The 17,729-nt window shown below is 42.5% G+C and carries 17 protein-coding genes and 1 pseudogene; all 18 read left to right on the forward strand.

The window, feature by feature from the left end:
- The first annotated feature begins 194 nt into the window (after positions 1-194).
- A complete protein-coding gene (locus tag FXV75_RS03350; RefSeq protein WP_001959209.1) occupies positions 195-1,154 on the forward strand; it encodes an AAA family ATPase in 960 nt (319 codons plus the stop codon).
- Positions 1,154-1,921: a hypothetical protein gene (locus FXV75_RS03355; RefSeq protein WP_142610829.1), complete on the forward strand. Its 768-nt coding sequence runs from the start codon at positions 1,154-1,156 to the stop codon at positions 1,919-1,921. The genes FXV75_RS03350 and FXV75_RS03355 overlap by 1 nt, the downstream gene beginning before the upstream one ends.
- Positions 1,922-2,020: 99 nt before the next feature.
- Complete coding sequence (locus FXV75_RS03360; protein ID WP_085627050.1) at positions 2,021-2,974, forward strand: DUF3150 domain-containing protein; 954 nt, start codon at positions 2,021-2,023, stop codon at positions 2,972-2,974.
- Between the two features lie 61 nt (positions 2,975-3,035).
- Positions 3,036-3,476, forward strand: coding sequence for a hypothetical protein (locus FXV75_RS03365; RefSeq protein ID WP_148831175.1), 441 nt, complete (start codon positions 3,036-3,038; stop codon positions 3,474-3,476).
- A 69-nt stretch (positions 3,477-3,545) separates the two neighbouring features.
- On the forward strand, positions 3,546-5,201 hold the full coding sequence (locus FXV75_RS03370; RefSeq protein WP_148831176.1) for a VWA domain-containing protein: 1,656 nt from the start codon (positions 3,546-3,548) through the stop codon (positions 5,199-5,201).
- An 83-nt stretch (positions 5,202-5,284) separates the two neighbouring features.
- Positions 5,285-5,782, forward strand: a complete 498-nt coding sequence (radC, locus tag FXV75_RS03375; protein WP_148831177.1) for a RadC family protein — start codon at positions 5,285-5,287, stop codon at positions 5,780-5,782.
- Entirely contained in the window at positions 5,782-6,123 is a 342-nt protein-coding gene (locus FXV75_RS03380) for a hypothetical protein (protein ID WP_007104984.1), read from the forward strand. The genes radC and FXV75_RS03380 overlap by 1 nt, the downstream gene beginning before the upstream one ends.
- Before the next feature lie 90 nt (positions 6,124-6,213).
- Complete coding sequence (locus FXV75_RS03385; protein WP_148831178.1) at positions 6,214-7,281, forward strand: primase-helicase zinc-binding domain-containing protein; 1,068 nt, start codon at positions 6,214-6,216, stop codon at positions 7,279-7,281.
- A 124-nt stretch (positions 7,282-7,405) separates the two neighbouring features.
- Entirely contained in the window at positions 7,406-7,561 is a 156-nt protein-coding gene (locus tag FXV75_RS16325) for a hypothetical protein (protein ID WP_187424935.1), read from the forward strand.
- A 497-nt stretch (positions 7,562-8,058) separates the two neighbouring features.
- A pseudogene (locus FXV75_RS03390) lies at positions 8,059-8,840 on the forward strand (transposase).
- A 477-nt stretch (positions 8,841-9,317) separates the two neighbouring features.
- Positions 9,318-10,718 (forward strand): tryptophanase, encoded by a 1,401-nt coding sequence (locus FXV75_RS03395; protein ID WP_148831179.1) that lies wholly within the window; start codon positions 9,318-9,320, stop codon positions 10,716-10,718.
- 72 nt (positions 10,719-10,790) lie between these two features.
- Positions 10,791-12,050 (forward strand): aromatic amino acid transport family protein, encoded by a 1,260-nt coding sequence (locus FXV75_RS03400; RefSeq protein WP_148831180.1) that lies wholly within the window; start codon positions 10,791-10,793, stop codon positions 12,048-12,050.
- 205 nt (positions 12,051-12,255) lie between these two features.
- Positions 12,256-13,170, forward strand: a complete 915-nt coding sequence (locus tag FXV75_RS03405; RefSeq protein WP_148831181.1) for a carbohydrate porin — start codon at positions 12,256-12,258, stop codon at positions 13,168-13,170.
- A 114-nt stretch (positions 13,171-13,284) separates the two neighbouring features.
- Positions 13,285-13,707, forward strand: coding sequence for a response regulator (locus tag FXV75_RS03410; protein WP_148831182.1), 423 nt, complete (start codon positions 13,285-13,287; stop codon positions 13,705-13,707).
- A gap of 26 nt (positions 13,708-13,733) precedes the next feature.
- Positions 13,734-14,504: an EAL domain-containing protein gene (locus FXV75_RS03415; RefSeq protein ID WP_148831183.1), complete on the forward strand. Its 771-nt coding sequence runs from the start codon at positions 13,734-13,736 to the stop codon at positions 14,502-14,504.
- Between the two features lie 140 nt (positions 14,505-14,644).
- On the forward strand, positions 14,645-15,001 hold the full coding sequence (locus tag FXV75_RS03420; protein ID WP_148831184.1) for a RidA family protein: 357 nt from the start codon (positions 14,645-14,647) through the stop codon (positions 14,999-15,001).
- A gap of 253 nt (positions 15,002-15,254) precedes the next feature.
- Entirely contained in the window at positions 15,255-16,199 is a 945-nt protein-coding gene (locus FXV75_RS03425; RefSeq protein WP_148831185.1) for a thioredoxin family protein, read from the forward strand.
- A 2-nt stretch (positions 16,200-16,201) separates the two neighbouring features.
- A complete protein-coding gene (locus FXV75_RS03430; RefSeq protein ID WP_148831186.1) occupies positions 16,202-17,590 on the forward strand; it encodes a conjugal transfer protein TraH in 1,389 nt (462 codons plus the stop codon).
- The last annotated feature ends 139 nt before the right edge of the window (positions 17,591-17,729 follow it).

Here is a 17,729-nt window from a genome sequence, read left to right on the forward strand (position 1 = left end):
GATTTCGGCTCCTTTCTCATGCGCTTACATCGAGTGCATCAGAAAGCAGTTTCACTCGTAGCCAATGCTGGGTACGAATGATAGAGCGAGCTGAACTCTTATATACACAGCCATACCACAATCAACACACCACCCGACGGGGACTTCATTCCCTGTTGGGGCATGGGGCCTCGTCAAAACTGATGAGGTTTACCATGACTGAACAATCCCCATTTTTGGTTCAAGTGAATCAAGCGTTTAATGTCCCGGCTCCTGATGCTTTCGTTCTGGAGGGATTTGGTGCCGACACTACCCATCCAAACATTCCCGTTCGCAAGGACGAGTATGTTTTTAGAAAAGAAGACTTACGTGACGTATTGGCGTTCTTGTCTAACCCAGACGGTGACGGTTTGTATATTACTGGCCCCACTGGATGCGGTAAGACCTCACTAATTTGCCAAGTTGCTTCTCGATTGAATTGGCCTGTTCAGCAAATTACTGCGCACGGTCGATTGGAGTTGTCCGATCTTATCGGTCACCACACGCTGGTTAATGGCAACATGACCTTTGTGTATGGACCGCTGGCACTGGCTGTAAAGCATGGCCATTTGCTGATCATTAATGAAATGGATCTTGCTGAGCCTGCGGAACTGGCTGGGCTCAATGACATTTTGGAAGGTGCCCCGTTGGTCATCGCACAAAATGGCGGTGAGATCATCATGCCACATAACAAGTTTCGTTTTATCGCAACCGGCAACAGTGCGGGCAGCGGTGATCAAACGGGCTTGTATCAAGGCGTGCTTCAACAGAATTTGGCTTTCCTTGATCGCTTTAGAATCATTGAAGCGACCTATGCAGAGCCATCTGTAGAGGAAGCCATTCTGGAGAACGTTGCGCCGGGCTTGCCAGAAGTCTTTCGCCAAAAAATGGTGAAGGTGGCTGGTGACATTCGTCGTCTTTTTATTGGGGGCGCGGATGGCGGTGCGGAGCTTAGTATCACCATGTCCACTCGGACCTTGGTGCGCTGGGCAAAGTTAACACTTGCTTTTAAAGGCGCTCCTAACGCAGTGGAGTATGCACTGGTTCGGTCTTTGACGGCTCGTGCTGAGTTGGAGCAACGAGAAGCCATTCATCGTATTGCTGCTGATGTCTTCGGTGATCACTGGGAGGATTGATGATGGAAAAGTGCTTTGCTCTTTACCGTTACAGTCATTCTGATGGGACAGCCAAAGAATGGGCCATTTACGTTGGATCAGACACCCAGGAGATTGAAGTTCGGTTTGGAAAAGCTGGTCAATTGTCGCAGCAGCGATTGATTGACTCGACTGATCCTAACGCTGAAGCAGACCGACGAATCAATGAGAAAATCAACAAGGGTTATCGATTTGTTGGACATGTCGGTATTGATCATCAAGGGCGGCCATTTGAACTCTCAAATGCGCTAGATAGCGTCGCGTGCGCCAATAACGTCAGTTGGGAGTTTCGTACTCGCAAGGACGTCAATGGCCAAATTTCGCTGGCGCAAAAAGCGTTGTTCGATATGGCAAAGCTGCTTGAAGCCTATGGCTTGGCTGTTTTTGATGATAACCAGGTCAGGATTGGAGAATGGTCATTAGGGTTTTGCAAAAGCGCATTACCTAGTACCAATCAAATCAGCATGGTGTCGGGTGAAGGCGCTGGCATTGTTAACACTGATGATGGCCCGTGGCCATTGTTGCTGTTACTGGCCTTTAAGCGTCAATTACCACCTCTGTGTTCGCTCACAGTAGCGAGTCCTGAAGGGATAGAAGTATCCGACCAACTGAAGTTGGAAAAAGATGTATTGAGGCTATTAGGCAGTGATTTAGAGCGGGTTCGCCCGATAGCTGAAGCACTGGACTTAATGCCTGTGAAAATCGATCTCAACCAATCGTCGCCTGATTCGCAAAATTACTATTTCTGATAGTGATGTTGCCATTAGCGCGTCAACTACTACCACCCAAACGGGGGGCCATTGCTCCTGTTGGGAGTGGTGCGTCCCCATCTCGCATGAGGATGCACTATGAGTATTCAAACCCTCGACAAACTTTTGATTTGTCACATCGACTGTTCCATCTGGAGCGGTAGAAAAAAACTAAGGCCTGAAGATTTCAGACTAGCCAATGGCAGCCAACTTCCACCGAAGGATGTTGCCAGCTTAGGGAGTAAAAAAATTTGCGACCCTGAGGCATTGGCGAACTTTGAAAGGCTTAAGAAAGAAGCGCAGCGTTTGTGTGAGCAAGTCGGTGTGCGGTTCTTAGGTGGCTATGCCGTCCCTGAAGACCGAATTGATCAGATTGTTCCAGAGCTTGACCGGATCGGTCAGGAGTTTGCGCAGTGCAAGCAGTTGTTCTTGGACAACTATGATCAGGTGACTTTTGACTGGGTTGCAAAACACCCGGAATTTGCAGATGCAATCCGGCGTGCGCTGTCACCCATCGAAGACGTGGAACAACGGCTTCAGTTCGATTATGCCATCTATCGAATGCAACCGGCTGAACAAGCTGGTGGCTTAGATGACAAGGTCAATGGCATGGGACACACCCTCTTTAGGGAGGTGGCTCGTGATGCCAATGAACTGTTTGAGCGTTCCGTTGCAGGTAAGAATCAAATCAGCCAGCGAGCCCTTAATCCTCTGAAACGGTTAAGAGACAAGTTGGATGGTTTGTCATTCCTGGATCATCGAGTCCAGCCGATGGTTGAAGCGATGGACAATTTATTTGTTCGTCTGCCGAAGACCGGCCCTGTGACAGACAATCTCTATCACGAACTGATGGCGACCATTTTAATTTTGTCTGATCCAGACAAGATGAGAATGCACGGTGAAGGTCAATTGGATATCAGACAACTGATGCCCAAACCTGAACCTAAACCCGCACAGCCAGTATCTGCTCAGCCAGATAACTTACGTGCAATACCACAACCAACCGTCAGACCAAACCTTGGTTCGACTGTACCAAACTCATTTTATTTTTAACGTCCTTGAGGGTATGTTGCCCTGAAGGGTGCATGTCCTCTGAACTATGTAAGAGGAAATTATGCAATCAACCATCCATAACCCCAGCCAACTGAAGCAGTTTGAAGCACATTTTCGTGGTGTGACTGATGCGGTTGAAAGTGAATCGATACCAGAAGTGGCGTGTTGTCGAACGTTAGTACAACGGTCGTACTCAACACATAGTGTCGTGATCCCAAAGAACCCTGTGCTGATTGCAGATGCGGAGGCACAAGGAGCTTGGGTAACGGCCATGGTGTTTGTTCCAAACATGGCATTGCAGCAAACCGCTTTTGAGCGGGCCTGGCTGCAATATCAACACGAGGTGTCTACTCAGTTACAAGATCAGTACGGTCTGACATTGGATGACATCCTGAGTTTAGACCAGCTTAAAACGTCATTTGAGCAGCACGAGAGTCCAGCTCAATTGGTGGCTTGGTTAGGTCAAAAATACGACCTGGATAAGCTAAAAGCACAGGTTTAAACACTTACATTCCCAGCGGGGAAACGCTCCCGCTGAGGGAGTATTCCCCCTAATGATTAGGAGACTCCCATGAATCATCCATTAAAAAATGCACTGCCAATCGTTGCCGCCGCTTATGGCGAAAAGTTTGGTGTGAAGGTGCTTATTCAAGGACAAGATGCGTTTACCGATGGTGAGCGGATTGTGATCCCAACAGCAAACCCAGACGACCCACACTATCAACAGATAGCTTGGGGTTATCTGGCTCATGAAGCGGCGCATATTCGGCATACTAATTTTGAAATGGTGCAGAAGGCGTCGTCCAAGCCGATCCGTAAGACACTTCTCAATATCATTGAGGACGTTCGCATTGAAAACGAATTGGCAAAGGATTACCCCGGAACCCGGCGCAGTATTTTGCAAGTGATTGAGTACATGGTGGACACACAGCAAATGTGTGTACCTGCACAGCTTGAGCCTGCATCTAACTTGCAAGCCTGGTTGTTGTTCCGCTTGAGATGCCATTTTCTGGACCAGAAAGCGCTGACGCCTTTGTATCAAGCAGTTGATGAAAGAGTGAGGCAACTCTTTCCTGCCGCAGCGATGAGCCGGTTAAGCGCCATGCTGACAGCAGTACCTAGCCTAGCATCTACAGGTGAAGTGCTAAAACTTGTCGATGCTATCGTTGCCATGTTGGAAGAAGAATCTCGTCCACCACAGGATGAGTCTGATGCTGATAGCGGTGATGACATTGGACAAGCTGCGAGTAATGACAGCAATAACAGTAGTGACAGTCAAACCCCGGAAGCAGACTCGTCTGCAATGGTGGATGCTGCTGAAACGGGGGATTCAGATAACTCTGATCAAGCTGACAATTTGCGACAAGCCTTAGAGGCCAGTGCCGCTCAGTTTGAGCCCGATACCTTTGCACAAGTGGCAGAAGTGTTGTCGGAACAAGCTGAAGGACATCAGGGCGTCACTCCACTCAGTTTGCCCCAAGCAGAGCAAGCCATGTTGGGTGATGAGGCCATCTTGACCTTATCGGCGTCTGAGTCCGCTCAAATTCGAGCCCGAATTAGAGGCATGGTTCAGTCCAGTCAGGACAATCGGAATCATGCCCAAAGGCACGGTCTTCGAGTTGCAACCCATCGTCTTGCCGCTTCACAAGCAGGTGAGTCGAGATTGTTTATTCAAAGGCAACCTCGCATTGTCCCCAATGCTGCTGTGCACTTGCTGGTCGATATATCGGGTTCAATGGGTAAACCCATCGGAGAAGGTAATCGAAAGTACTTTCATATTGCCAATGAAGCCGCTTTGGCTTTGGCCATGGCACTGGAAGGCATACCGGGTGTTGTACCTGCGGTCAGTTATTTTCCTGGTATTCATCAGGAAGTTTCTATCGCGTTATTACCCAAGCAATCGGTTCGACATCGGGCCGCCTGTTTTGACCAAAAACCACGAGGTTGTACGCCTATGGCACAAGCGATGTGGTTTGCGGCAAACAGTTTGTTAGCACAAAAACAGAAGCGAAAGCTAATGATAGTGCTAACCGATGGTGACCCAGATGATTGGGCTGCCACGCATGACATTGTTGACCGGTGCAGACGAAGTGGCTTTGAGCTGCTGGGGATCGGGATTCAAACACGCAGTGTTGAGAAATTCTTTCCTCAAAGCATTGTGATTAATGACGTCAAAGATCTAAAGCGTGAGTTATTCGAAGTAACGCAACAACTGTTAATTCAGTAACCACATCCATTTTACCACCCTGCGGGGACGATTCCGTCTCCGTCAGGGCATGGGTTCGTCTCCGCTTTTTTTTGGAGACTCCTATGAAAAACAGAAAGTTCTTAGCTGGCGAAGAAGCCGGTACTTACATCGTTCCTAAGCAAGTGACTGAAGCGGATATTTTAGATATGGCGCTTAAGCTTGCCCGTGGTCGATTGAGTAAAGGTCGCAAAATTGAACAGCCATCGTCGGCGTTCTCATACCTGCAAACTTTGATGCACGAGTATGAGCACGAGGTTTTTGGTGTGCTGTTTCTTGATACAAAGCATCGTGTTATTCGATTTGAAGAGCTATTCAAAGGTACTTTAGATGCGGCGAGCGTGTATCCAAGGGAAGTAACAAAGCGAGCGCTAGAACTTAATGCGGCAGCAGTGATACTGGTTCATAACCATCCATCGGGTGATCCTGAGCCAAGTGAAGCTGATAAACGCATTACTCATCGACTCCGTGACGCCTTGTCACTTGTTGATATTCGAACGCTTGACCATGTTGTGGTCGCATCCGAGGGCTGCGTTTCGCTTGCCGAACGCGGTTATCTTTAATGAATGGGCGCATTGCCCATTCTCCTACATCACAAAAGCAGTCACATCAACACACATCATCACAGCTCGAATTTCTATTTGAGTTTGATGATGCCCCAGTCACTTGGTCTGACACGGAAATCTGGCAGTTACGCGAAGGCATTCTATTGGATGCGATCCGTGTATTGCTGGACGGTCGTGTCAGTACTCGATTGCGAAAGGATGTGTTGTCGTGGATTCAAAATGACGAAATAGCGCCATTTTGCTTTCGTGTTTGCGCGATGGCTGCGGTTGTCGATCCTGATGTGCTTCGTGATTCCATCATGTGGCTATTAAGACGACATGGTATCCAGCTTGACTAACGCTCCTGTATTAACCGAACGGCTAATGCAGGACCTAAGCTGACTTTTACCACCTGTGGTAGGAGTCGGCATTTTACTTAAGGAGGTTATATGGCGTTACCTTTACAGATTGAAACAGTAAGGCCATATCTTAATGGCCAATGGCTTCAAGTCTTGGCGGCATTGGTGCCAGAACTTGATGCCGCTATTGCTCGAAAAGGCCGTCATGTGGCTTGTCCTGTTCATGGCGGTCGTGATGGCTTTAGGCTGTTCAAAGATGCTGAATATACCGGTGGTGGCGTTTGTAATACCTGCGGTATCTTTCATGATGGCTTTGAACTGTTGTCTTGGATTAATGGATGGAACTTTGCTCAGTCTATTGAAGCAATCGGTCAAGTTCTAGGTATTCAACCCGGACAAGTACCAACTCGGGCAATACCGAGTAACGCTGTTGACTGGAAGACTAAAAAGCAGGAAGAGGACAAAGCGATTATCCATCGTTTGAATCAAACGTGGGAAGAAACGTTACCTCTTGCAGATACTCGTGCGCAACCTGTTTGGAACTACTTGCATCGTCGTGGCATTGTTACCCGGCTTCGTTCTGAATGGGATTCGGTGCTGAGGTTTCATCCAAATTTGCCTTACCATGATGAAGATGGCCTGTTTATCGATACCTACCCAGCGCTGCTAGGTAAAATCGTTACTCAGCAAGGGCGTTCGGCCACGTTCCATCGGATCTACCTAAGTAAAGATGGATTCAAAGCGCCGGTTGAAAAGCCTAAAAAGATGATGCCGATACCAAGTGACAGAACAATCACAGGTGGTGCCATTCCGATAGGTGAGCCTGGTGAAGTACTAGGTGTTTCTGAAGGTATTGAAACAGCTTTAGCGGTTACCAAAGCTACGGGACAAACATGTTGGTCGGTTGTGAATGCAACGCTACTGGCTAGGTTTGAACCACCAAGTAATGTGAAAATGCTGTACATCTGGGCAGATCACGATCTCTCTGAGACCGGCCTGAACGCAGCGAATGAACTAAAGAAAAAAGCCTGGCAAAAAGGCATTCTGACACAAGTGTTGATCCCTCCGATACCAACGTCACTCGGCGTGAAAAATTGGGATTGGAATGATGTGCTGAATGTTTACGGTGCTATGGGCTTTCCGAAAGTTCATATCTGATCCAAGGGGCTTCGGCCCCTTTTTTTTGCGCCTTGCATATTTGAAAAAACATGGAGAATGAAAAATAGATAACCAATAGGAGAAACAAACATGATGGTATTAACCCTGTTAACAAAGCAGATTGATGGTGAGTTTACGGTTTACTGGAAGACCGGCCTTCGAAGATGTGGTGAAGATAAAGGTCGATTTAGGAGAGCAAGACAACAATCTACCTGAGCAGCAAAAGCCAATTGCAGCGATTCTTAATTTGGGTCAGCTGACTCGGGATATCGTAGAGTAGAGAAACGATAGGTAACCGAAGGTAAGAAGCTTGAGTGGTTAATTGCAGAGATACCAAGCAAGGTAAGGGAATAGAAGAAGCATCCCAGTATTAATAAAAAATCTCATTAATACTGTGTATAAAAGACAGTATTAGATCAAAAGTAAAGAATCGATTTCGGTACTGAAGCGCAAGTTTGGCTTCCATAAATTGGTCTATAAAGGCCTATCAAAAAAGAAAAATAGATAGCATTATAGTTTGCTCTGGGAAACTTGTTGTGAGCGGAGCAGATGATACGGTCTGCACGGAGTTAATCTGTCTAAAAGGAAGTATTTAAAGCTTCTTAGCTTCTAACTAGGGTGTAAATGGAAGCGCGAATTACGTCTGCTATAAATTAGGTCGACTTAATCGCATGTTCCTTAAGCATGGATGCAGGTGAAGGGAGTTGTTTCCTAAATCATTGAACTAATCATCAGAACCTCGAGCAGATCATTAAAACTTATAGATGGGTGACTATGATGGGTAAGGCTAAGTACAGAATCAACAACTGGAAGCAATGCAACCAAGTATTAATTAACCGTGGGTATATCATTTTCTGGATAGATGATACCGCCGTGAATTCCTGGCACTGCAACGAGCATCATGGAAGCCACGGAAGAGGCTTCCAATTTACCGATGTCGTCATCGAACAGCCCTGATGAATAAAGGCGTTTTTAAGCCTCCGTTGCGCGCCTTACAAGGCTTTATTGACTAAATATTCATCATTGTTGTATGTCTGTCCCTCTTAAGTTGCCGTCTTACATACGTATCAGTAAGCAGGTATAGACAGTTGAGATTCATTACCGCCTGCCAAGTAGCGGTCCAGCTGCTCACGAAGTTATTTATGCAAGTCTTCGGTGAAGGAGAATGGAAAATGCGTAAGCATGGTAAAGAAAAACGCCGAGTATGGCGTAAATTGCACCTCGCTATTTATGCCGCTACGCAAGAGAACATTGCTGCTGAAGTGGGCTTGGATTGTGTCGGTGATAATGAAGTCTTACCGACGTTGTTGAACCCGCTTCGTCGAAAAATAAAGCAAGTAAGCGCATTAAAATCGGGTGATCTCGCCATGTGGAAATAGGACAGTGACTATCATAAGCGGTTATTGTCAGAAACGACGATGTACCGTTCTAAGCAGTTGCTCAGTCTAAAATTGACGTTGAGAGATTACAACGCACAAGTCGGAGAAGTGTTAGCAAACGTCAAGGTAATAAACAAAGTCATAAGACTCGGTATGCGTGTTCGAAAACCAACTGGCTAGGCTGTTAAAACCAAACAGGATCAGTTCGTTAGCTTAATGATTTGTTTAACAAGGCCTTTCAAAAATGATGAATTTTCTCAAGCTTGGAGTTAGGCATAATGCAAATTTAGAACTTTATTTGTATTATGGATATAGATATATGCAAAAAAGTTATTAAAATTAACATTTAAAAATTTGACTATTATTGCATTTAATTGTATTAATTAATCATCATAGTTTTTAACAACCAAACAAAGAGGGGGAAGAAAATGTCTTTTTTTAAATTTATTTATGCTTTCCCTTTAATCATATCGGCGGTTGCACACTTCAACTGGTTTACAGCCGATCCTCAAATTAAAAATCCATCCAAAAACTCTATTTAGTCTAAGAATCCCCTTTCTTTCGAATTAAAGTCATTCCGTTTTTCGTTTCTGCTTTAGCAGTATGCGTGTGACTTTTAGATTAAATATTCAATTATTTTTGATTAAGAGTTTTATTATGAAAAATCTACCTCAACCTTATAAAATCAAGGCCGTTGAGCCGATCAAGTTATTATCTTCAGAACAGCGTTTAGCCGCATTAAAAAGCGTTGGCTATAACCCATTCTTGTTAAAAAGTGAGGATGTTTTTATCGATTTATTAACAGACTCTGGTACCGGTGCTATGAGTCAAGCTCAATGGTCTGCAATCATGAGTGGCGATGAGGCGTACGCTGGTAGCCAAAGTTTTTATCGATTAGAGTCTGCTGTAAATAAAGTTTTCAATTACAAATATGTCATACCTACCCATCAAGGCCGAGGGGCAGAACAAATTCTTTTTCCAGTTTTAATAGACAAAATGAAAAAAGAGAAAGGGGGTAGTAAACCTGTTTTCATCTCAAATTATCATTTTGACACAACTGCCGCTCACGTTGAGTTAAATAGTGCAAAAGCGGTAAACGTCGTGGTTGATGAGGCTTTTGATTTAAGTAAACACTTTGATTGGAAAGGAAATTTCAACCTATCAAAGTTGCGCGAAACAATAAGCAAGTATGGTTCAGAAAATATTGCCGCTATTATTATAACCATTACATGCAATAGCATGGGGGGGCAGCCTGTTTCACTTGAAAATATGAAAGCTGTTTATGGCATAGCACAAGAATTTAACATACCTATTGTAATGGATGCAGCCAGATTTGCAGAAAATGCCTATTTTATTCGTGAGCGAGAGCCCCTTTTTGAAAATGTAAGTATTGAAGATATTGTTTTAAAAATGTTTCAGTATGCGGATATGTTTACTATGTCTGCAAAAAAAGATGCCATGGTAAACATCGGTGGACTTTGCTGCTTTAAGTACGATGAAGCTATTTATCGTGATGTACAAGCTTTATGCATTCCAATGGAAGGCTTTGCTACGTATGGCGGGTTAGCAGGGCGAGATATGGATGCGTTGGCAGTCGGCCTGTTTGAAGCTATAAACCTAGAATATTTAACCGCACGAATTGAGCAAGTCGACAAATTAAATCAGCAGCTTAGTAAAGCAGGTATACCCGTTCAAAATCCAAGTGGTGGCCACGCTGTTTTTATTGATGCAAAAGCTATGTTACCTCATATTCCAGCAGAAGAATTCCCAGGGCATGCTTTAGCTATAGCCTTATACCTTGAAGCAGGTATTCGTTCGGCTGAAATTGGCTCACTTCTTTTGGGTAGAGATCCAGATACTGGAGAACAAAAGCCATCTCCAACAGAGTTATTGCGTTTAGCTATCCCTAGACGAACATACACAAATGAACATATGGACTATGTCGCAAAAAGTGTAATCAGCCTTCTAAAAGTAAAAGAGAACATCCCAGGGTGTCGTTTTACTTATGAACCGAAGATCCTTCGCCATTTTTTAGCTCGTTTTGAGCCAATAGCCTAACACAACCCAACCACTCTAATAGCCATTCTGCTTTAACTGAATGGCTATTATTTATAATAATTAGGGGGATTTATGAATGAACTAAAGAAAGTTTCTATTGTTTATGGTGCCACCGTTGTTTTTAGTACAGCTGTTGGTGTCGGAATGACTAGCCTACCAATAATAAGTACTGGAATGTGGTTTACGCTGAGTGTTGCAGTCATATTTTTAACTGCATTCTATCTTGTTTCAGCAGGAGCTTTGTTACTAGAAGTAAACATGAAGTATCCGGCAGGAACTGGAATTCACATGATGGTACATGACTTACTTGGCCCAAAGCATGCTTTTTTAAACGATTGCATGATGCTTTTTAATGGTTTTATTCTTTTATACGCTTATCTAACTGTTGGCTCTGAGGCTATACAATTTTACTTTAATAAAGTGTTAAGTATTGATTTAAACCATTCCTTAGCAGCTATATGTTTTGCAATTTTGTTTGGAGTTATTTTTTACTTACCGCCTTTAATCATTAGTCGATTTTTAACAGTCTTTATTGCTTTGATGCTATTGTTGTTTTTGTGTATATCGTATGTTTTAGCTTTAAATTTCGATATCAAAAATGCGTTTACTCCCGCTTTTGCATCTTCGGGGCCTGAGTCCACCAGTTTATTCCCATATATCTTCATTGCACTCCCTTATTTTATGGCTGCAATGGGTTTTCAGCAAACGATCCCAATGTTAAGGGAGCTTTATAACAATGATGCAAAGAGAGTTTACAAAAGTATTCTATTGGGAATCACAATAGTCTCTGTACTCTATTTAGTGTGGCTTTTTGTCATAATGGGGGCGCAATCACAAAGCTATATGATTACGTCGCTCTCTTCTGGAGAGAGTAAGTTAGAGAATATTGTCTCTACACTAAGTGAAAATAATAAAGTACAGGCATTGATGTATTTTTTTATTCAGGTTGCTATTGTCACTTCTTTTATTGGTGTAGCAAAGGGGCTGCTGGACTACTTAAAAGATCTCTGTGTTACTCATTATAATCTACAAGAAATCTATCCTAAACTTCTGGTTATTTTACCTCCTCTAGTTCTCTCAATATTTTTTCCCTATGGCTTTTTAATTGGTATTGGCTTTGCTGGATTAGCTGGCGCCATTTGGGGTGGCTTTTATCCTGCATTAATGGCAATCAAGAGTAGGGAAATAATAGCCGGGAACGCTAAAGATTCAACGTTTGAAACAATAGGTCATTCCTTCACCCCTAAGTTCACCTTGTTTTATAGCGTTTTAATTGTACTGGTAATGATCCTTAGTTTATTCAATTTATTACCAAATTACCCAAATTTATAAGAGATATTATTATGTTTACTTCAACTATTGATTTTAAATTTCTGATTAAGGTTATGTTTTTAACTTTTTTTCTTTTGGAGTTTTAGCCAAAGAAACAAATAGTAATGGTTTTCAAAATATAGATGCCGATTATTACTCATATTCGACCTCAGCAACAAATACAATACCCGAGCAAAGTAAATTCTCATCTTCAGGTATTTTCCGATTGTATGGTAACTATGCGCTTGAAAATACGGACATCATAAAGTTTAAAGTCGAGTACAGAGACACTTATACTACTGTTACTCCGAAAGATTTTGTCATAAATAATGTGGGAGCAGTTGGTTTAATTGAGCCTCAATTCAGTGATATCGGATTTAGATTGACCAATTTGTATTGGCATAACAATTTAACTGAAAAAACAGAAATTGATATTGGCTTTTTAGATACAACTAATTACTTAGACACCTACATTTTAGGTAATCCTTGGGCTGGATTTAATAACTTTATCTTTAGTACGGGTTCTGGGACATTGACCATGCCAGATGAGGGAACTTTAGGGGTATCGATTAAGCATATATTCGATAATAATTACTATGCGTTGGCAAGTATTGCAGATGCGAATGCTTTGTCTAGCAGGCCATTTGACAACCTTATACAGGGAGAGTTTTTTAAGTCAATTGAATTAGGTTGGGTTCAAAGCGTAGATGAATTTTACACAAAAAACATACACCTTTTATATTGGGAGTTAGACGGAGGTAGCAGGCTAAGTCAACAAGATAGTTCTGGTTATAATTTTTCATTGGCTTATCAGGTTCAACAATTTTTGCCTTTTATTAGAGCCGGTATTAGTGAGGGTGATGCAAGCTTGCTCTCTAGAAATATAACCTTAGGTACGGGGTATTTTCTTAATAATTCTCAAAACTCAACACTCGGCTTTGCGATAGGTTTCGGGGTGCCAAATAAAGAGTTATTTAAGCGTCAATTAGAACATCAAACTACTACGGAAGTATTTTTAAAAACCACGGTTGGACCAAACCTAACTTTAACTCCGAGCCTTCAATATTTGCGTGGCCTCCCTTTTAACTCTGAGGAAAATAACGCGTTAGTAATTGGGTTAAGAATAAACCTAACGCTATGATAAGTAATAATTTAAATATATCTAAAGTGTAACCCCACCCAATTTAGCTTTAGCTAGCTTTTTAATTTACAGGTTGTGTAAGTTGCAATTAATTTAAATTTTACGGAATAAAATATGAGAGAAAATAAAATGAATATTTTACTAGTAAAGACTCAAAAAATTTTGAAGGAAAGTATAAAAGAAAAATTAACTTTCTTCTTTCCTGATTGGAAATTTAATTTCAAAGAAGCTGGAAGCGTAACTCAGGCAATTGTTCAACTAAGCGCCTGCAATATAAAAGACACTGATTTGGTAATTTGTGATTTGAACTTGCACAAGGGAGACGGGTTAGAGTTAATTAATTATTTAGCAATAAGTAAATTTAAAAAAATCCCTCTAGCAGTCACTAATGTAACCGACTTTAGGACTTTTCAATTAGTTAAGTCAATCATTTCTGGTTTCCAGCTAAATTGCGTCGGTGTTTATCAGTTCCCTGTAAACTGTAAAATCTTGTTTAAGGACTTTTTAAAAAAACATCAAAGGAGGAGACTACGTTAACAGCATTAGCTTATAAGCAGAAACATATTTTAGACCTATTAAATGAAGAAAATTTGTTTTTGGATTATCAGCCCAAGATTGACTTATCTTCTGGGAGTATTATTGGTTTTGAGGCATTGGCTAGATTGCGTTCAACTGATAATAAAGTTATATACCCTGAGGAATTTGTACCTTTATATGAAAAGGTCGGCCTAAATACCCAACTAACTATGCTTGTTTTAGATAAAGCGATTACTCATTGGAAAATGCACCCTTTTTTAAAAAAATACTCATTATCGATAAATATAAGTCCTAATGATTTACTGTCAAAGGCTTTTTCAGAGTTTGCCATTAAAGCACGTTCAGACTCTATGGATATAAAGCTTTTATTCGAATTAACAGAATCACAGACAATTATTGATCAGTATCAGGCTAATAAAGTGCTCAACGAATTCATAGGTTACGGAATTTTAGTTTCCTTGGATGACTTTGGTAAGTGTCATTCTAACTTTTCTCGTTTAGATAGTTTTTCATTTAGTGAGATAAAAATAGATAAGTCATTCGTTAGTGATATCGACACAAATAAAAAACATTTTGCAATTATTGAATTGATTTTAAATTTAGCAAAAAAATTAAATGTTCAAGTGACAGCTAAAGGCATTGAAAGCTCGGTTGTTTTGAATAAATTGATAGATCTAGGCTGTACTATTGGACAAGGCTATTATTTTAGTAAGCCTATCACAGAAGATTTGCTGCATGATTGGATCGAAAAACATACTAATAATCTGAAAGTAGAATCACTCAGTTTATGTGAATAAATACTTTTATTTCATAGCTAAAAACGCTTAGATAATTTTAAGAGGTTTAGTTTAAATAACTGAACTCTGGTAAGAGGAAATTAACCCAAAAATTAAACTTATTCGAAAGAGTAGTTTAAATAACTTTATGAGGTAACCCTATGTCAATTAATCGTAAACAAATAACCCAAAGGATGAGTGCCAGTGTCACACACAACGGTACAGTTTATTTATGTGGGCAGGTATGTAAAGATGCCAATGAAGGAATTACAAATCAAACAATTTCAATGCTAGAAAAAGTAGAAGATTTACTTGAAGACGCAGGAAGTGATAAATATCATTTATTAAGTGCTACTATTTTCATAAAAAATATGGCCTTATTTGAAGAAATGAATGATGTTTGGGATAAATGGGTGCCACAGGAAGCCCCCCCCGCAAGGGCATGTGTACAAGCTAAAATGGCTCGTCCAGAATTATTAGTTGAAATATCTGTTATAGCCGCAGTTATAGATTTTTAACAGTTTTAAAAGTACATTAATTAGAGAATTAAGACCAATTTGGCGTAGTTGTTTTTTATCTATTTTAATGTCTATCAAGCTATGGGAAGTCCAGTTAGGTTGATTTCTTCTAGCCAAGGGCAGATAAGGTTTGTATATTATGCTAGTAATATCTCACTAGTCAGAAACACTCACAATTCCTTCATCTATCTGGCCAATCGCACTTACGGGGATCTTTAGGATGTTAGCTCTATGAAATTTTCTGGAGCTGACAATGAGAACCCCTTTGTTACCTTGGTTCATCCTATGGGTGACCATCCCAATCATTATTTTCTTTCTATTCATCTTGCCCGCCCATGCCAGTGAGGGGCCATTCTATCAGCGTAGTCAGGAAGGTTGGTTTTGGTATCAGGTCATTCCCGAACCTGAACAGCCTGATGAGCTTACAGAGCCTGAATCTGGTGTAGTGGAGTCCAGTCAGAGCGAACTAAAGCCCTTCAGTGCGGCATGGTTCCGAGTGCATATGCAATCGTTTATGGACAAGGCAATTGATGAGCCAACGAGTGAGAATGTCAGAGCGTATCAGTATCTTCAGCGCGTCATGATGGATAAGGGCTCACTATTTGCTGATGTTAGTCAGCAAGTGGTCATGGGTGATCCTGTTTTGGATGAAATCAGTCGCAGACCCTTGGCGACCTACGCTGCCAATCGGATGGACAGAGAAGCTGGCGCCCAACGGGATTTTGCTTTAAGTGAAGTAGCAAAACAGGCTGGTTTGTTCTTTTTCTATCGTTCGGATTGCCCTTACTGCCAAGCTCAAGCGCCTATCATCGAATCAATGGCTTTGAACTACGGTTTCGAGGTGTTTGCTATTGCTGTCGATGGCTTGCCTTTACCGGGTGGAGAATTTCCTAATTACAAAGTCGATTCAGGACAAGCACAATCCTTGTCCGTTACGACTGTCCCCGCCATGTTCTTAGTTGACCCGCCTAACGTCATTACTCCGATTGGCCAAGGCGCAATGAGCCTTGATGAGCTCAATAATCGAATCATTCTCGCAGCCCATCAGGCCGGTTGGATTGACGATCAAACTTACTATGCCACCAGACCTGTTCAACCCGGCGTGTCACTCGCGATGTCAGCCCAAGAGCTTAACGAAAAGATATTACAGGACCCTGAGTTCCTTGTTCGCTATCTGCGTGCACAAGGTGGGTTATAACGATGAAAAAAGTACTACGAGTAACGCTAATCGCCTGTGCGATTGGTTTTTCGTCTATGAGCCAAGCAAGCTTGCAACAGGAGATGAACCAGTTGTTTGGTTCAATGACCAACACCACTGCGCCTGGCGTATTTGAGAGTCAAAGGCGTGGCGTGATATCTGGAGGAAGTGTTGTTGTTCGTAACAGGATCATGAACGAGAACCTCGTCTCTATGGTGCCACCGTCATTCCAAGCAGGTTGTGGCGGCATTGATATGTTCGCTGGAAGTTTGTCATTTGTTAATGCAGATCAGTTTGTTCAATTACTTCGCTCTGTAGCGGCAAATGCCAAGGGATACGCATTCCAATTGGCGCTCAGTGCTATGTGTGAGAAATGCTCCCAGCACATGGAGACACTGCAAAAGAAAATCCAGCAGTTGAACGAGTATTTTGGCAATTCCTGTCAAATGGCTCAGGGAGTCGTGAACGATACCCTGACTGCCTTTGGTAAAAAGGGGCAAACAGAAGCCAGCATGTTGAGCTCACTTAAAGGGGCTGGAGACGTTTTTACCAGTTGGAGTGAATCCAATGGTAAGAACCCATATGAGAACGCTTCGAGTGTCGCGGCATCTGATGTGAACAAAACGATTAAAGGTAATTTGGTTTGGCGAGTATTGAAACGTCATTCGGCATCAAGCTGGTTTGCATCGGGGGATGACCGTTTTCTTGAAGCGGTTATGTCGGTGACGGGTTCGATCATTGTTGGTGATCTAGCTAATGCCGCTGATGGCCAGGGTAAAGCCCCAAAACTGACCCGGCTGAATGGCAATAAAGTGACTATTGAGCATTTAATTCATGGCGGCAACGTCGCTATGTACCGATGTGACACAGTGACGCAAGACGGTTGTCTGAACCCAACAATCACTATCGTGACTCTTACCGGGTTATCAACTCAGGTAGAAAATTTGCTTCTAGGTACAGGTTCTAGTAACGGCATTATTTTTAAATTTGCTCGAAATACAGGGGCTGCTAGCACCACCGAAAAGGCTTTTATGACCTCGGCTCCTGCGAGTATTGGCGGCATGATTCGAACACTTTCTGTATTAAATGAAGGGGCCGCTAGATCGTTTGCTTCAAGAGCGGCACCATTTATTGCTGTTGAGATGGCCCGAGCATTGGTTGAAGACATGCTCTATGCAGCTAGAAGTACCTCCGGTGTGGAAGATCATGCCTATGCGAAGTTATTAACGGAAGACCTTGAACGTGCACGTCGCCAAATTAATGAGGAGTACGCTGCTTTGCAGCGAAGATACGGCTCAGAGCAAGAGTTGCTGGCGCATTTTAATCAGGTGATTCTGACCATTCGCAAGCAGCGTTATTACACCGTTAAATCTACGGCGCTGGGGGAATAGGTCATGTGGGAAATCTATTCCATCGGGGATTCGGCTTTTTTAGAGCAGGTCCTGAACGCTGTCGCGATGATCACTGGTACAGGCGACTTTACTGCGTATTCTCATGCATCGCGATCACCTAATACTATCTAAGCCGATC

The sequence above is a fragment of the Marinomonas sp. IMCC 4694 genome, assembly GCF_008122525.1.
In the GTDB taxonomy this organism is placed as follows: domain Bacteria; phylum Pseudomonadota; class Gammaproteobacteria; order Pseudomonadales; family Marinomonadaceae; genus Marinomonas.